This is a genomic window from Streptomyces sp. ATLC9, assembly GCF_057196705.1.
The window spans coordinates 1-2,719 of sequence record NZ_JBXUOY010000437.1; the positions used below are offsets into that span (position 1 = coordinate 1).

A 2,719-nucleotide genomic window follows, 5' to 3' on the forward strand; every position below is an offset into this window, starting at 1 on the left:
ACACCTCTTGGGTCTCGTGGGCTCGGTGTTGTTTATAAGAGCCCCGGCGGGGGAGGGGCGGGGGGCGCGCCCCGGCCGCCGGCCCGGGGGAGCGGGCCGCCCCGCGCGCCGCACGGGCACCCTCGCCTTCGTCGAGAGCCCGGTGCAGCTCCTCAATGTCCTGGAGTGGGCCCACACCCGGGCCCACACCGCGCGGGGCACGGGGGAGGTGAGCGGCGGCCTGACCGTGGTCGTCCTGCCGCCGCGGGAGGCGATGACGCGCGGCCAGCTGCGGCGGATGGCCGAGCTGGCGCGCGACGAGGGGATCACGGTCCGCTGGGAGGAGGCGCGCGGCGGCGCGGGCGCGCCGCTGCGGACGGTCGCCTCCCTGCTGGGCCCGCTGCGCCGCGCCGCGCGGATCGTGGTGGGCGACCCGTTCTCGCGGTACGTGCAGCTGCTGCTCTCCCTCGCCCGCACCGAGGGGGCCGCGCCGGGACCGGGGGGACCGGGGGGCGTGGTGGTGGTCGACGACGGGACGGCCACCATGGAGTTCGTCACCCAGCTCGCCCGCGGCGAGCGCCTGGTGCGATGGCACCGCAGGGGAGCGGGGGGAGCGCGTGCCGCGCTCTTCGCGCCCGTCTCCGCCTCCGCCCGCCGCCGGATGACACCGTCTGCGCAGCAGCGGGTCGAGGTGTTCAGCTCGATGCCGGTCGAGGCGCCCGAGCACGTCTCCGTCACCCGCAACGACTTCGCCTGGACCCGCGCCCGCTTCGGCCCGCCCGCGCTCACCGGCGGCACCGACCTGGTGGGCACCTCGCTGGTGGAGACCGGTGTGGTGGATCCCGAACGCTATCTGGAGGCCGTCGCCTCCCTGACCCGGGCCCACGGCGCCACCCGCTACTTCGCCCACCGCCGCGAGAGCCCGGAGAAGCTGCACCGCATAGCGTCGGGGACGGGGCTGGAGATCGTACGGCCGGACCTCCCGCTGGAACTGGTGGCCCGCCGAGGCCCCGTAGGCCGCACCATGGTGAGCTTCCCCTCCACCGTCGTCCACACCCTCCCGCTGGCCCTGGCCGGCACCGGGGTGACGGTGGCGGTCTGCGACGTGGACCCGGCCTGGCTGACGGAGGGCGCCTCGCCACGCGCCCGGGGCTTCCTCTCCGGTGTCACCGGCACCGCGCGGGGGGTGCGGCGGCTGCCGTCGGCCCCGCCCGCCCCGTGAGCGCGGTGGGCGCGCCCCGTCCCGCATACCGGACGGGGTGAGCCGAGCGGAATCGGAGGTCATACCCATCCGCATCAGGCCGTATGCGACCGCCGGTTCGTTTTTCTCCTCTACGGAGGGTGAACTTTCGCTGTTCTCTCTGCACACGGCTGTCACCTGGGCTTACCCTCGACAGGGTGAGTCAGTTGTTGTCGCCAGAGTCCAGTATCCGGACCACCGATGAGACGGCGCTGCCCGGCGCCGTGCCGGAGGCCCTCCGTGCCGAGCTCATCGCCTTCCGCCGGGACCTGCACATGCACCCCGAGCTGGGCCACCAGGAGTTCCGGACCACCGCCGCCATCAGGGAGCGGCTGGAGAAGGCCGGGCTCGCCCCCCGGGTGCTTCCCGGCGGCACGGGACTGATCTGCGACATCCACCCGGGCGGGGCGGACACCAGGCGCGGCGTGCGCCCGATGCTGGCGCTGCGCGCCGACATCGACGCGCTCCCCATCCCCGACACCAAGACCGTCCCCTACCGCTCGACGGTCCCGGACCGGGCGCACGCCTGCGGCCACGACGTGCACACCACCGCCGTGCTCGGCGCGGGGATCGTCCTGGCCGGCCTGGCACGCCGGGGCGAGCTGCCGCACTCGGTGCGGCTGCTGTTCCAGCCCGCCGAGGAGGTGCTGCCGGGCGGCGCCACCGACGCCATCGAGGCGGGGGTGCTGGAGGGGGTGGGCCGGATCGTCGCCGTCCACTGCGACCCCAAGGTCGAGGCCGGACGCATCGGCCTGCGCGCCGGCCCCATCACCTCCGCCTGCGACCGGCTGGAGCTCTCCCTCGACGGACCCGGCGGCCACACCGCGCGCCCGCATCTGACCACCGATCTGGTCACGGCGGCGGCCAAGATCGTCACCGAGGTCCCGGCGGTGCTCTCCCGCCGTGTGGACACCCGCGCCGGACTCGCCCTGACCTGGGGACGGCTGGAGGCGGGCCACGCCCCCAACGTCATCCCGCAGCACGCCGAGCTGTCCGGCACCATCCGCTGCCTGGACCTGCCCGCATGGCGGGTCGCGCCCGACCTGGTGCACGCGGCGATCGACGAGGTCGCGACGCTGCACCGCGCCAAGTTCGAACTCGACTACATCCGCGGCGTCCCCCCGGTGGTCAACGAGCAGGCCACCGCCGAGCTGCTGCGCGACGCCATGGTCTCCCGGCGCGGCCACGGCTCGGTCGAGGACACCGAGCAGAGCCTGGGCGGCGAGGACTTCTCCTGGTACCTGGAGCACGTCCCCGGCGCGATGGCCCGCCTCGGGGTGCGCCCGCCGGGCGACCGCGCGCCGCGCGACCTGCACCAGGGCGACTTCGACGTCGACGAGAGCGCCATCGCGGCGGGCGTGGAGCTGTTCACGGCCGCCGCCCTGCTGGACGCCGAGCGCGAGTAGGGCACGGGCGCCCGGGACCGTACGGCGGGGGCCGGGGGTACGCCCAGGCCCCGCGGCACGGCGGCCCGTTGCCGCAGGGCTGCCGGGGCCGGGC

The 2,719-nt window shown here is 75.6% G+C and carries 2 protein-coding genes; both read left to right on the plus strand.

Translation table 11 applies throughout. The features are described 5' to 3' along the window. Window positions 1-34 precede the first annotated feature (34 nt). Entirely contained in the window at window positions 35-1,201 is a 1,167-nt protein-coding gene (locus tag AC2CJA_RS25945) for a hypothetical protein (protein ID WP_484605105.1), read from the plus strand. Window positions 1,202-1,377: 176 nt separating this feature from the next. Then, the gene (locus tag AC2CJA_RS25950) at window positions 1,378-2,625 is read left to right on the plus strand and encodes an amidohydrolase (RefSeq protein ID WP_484605104.1); all 1,248 of its coding nucleotides are present in this window, start codon (window positions 1,378-1,380) and stop codon (window positions 2,623-2,625) included. The last annotated feature ends 94 nt before the right edge of the window (window positions 2,626-2,719 follow it).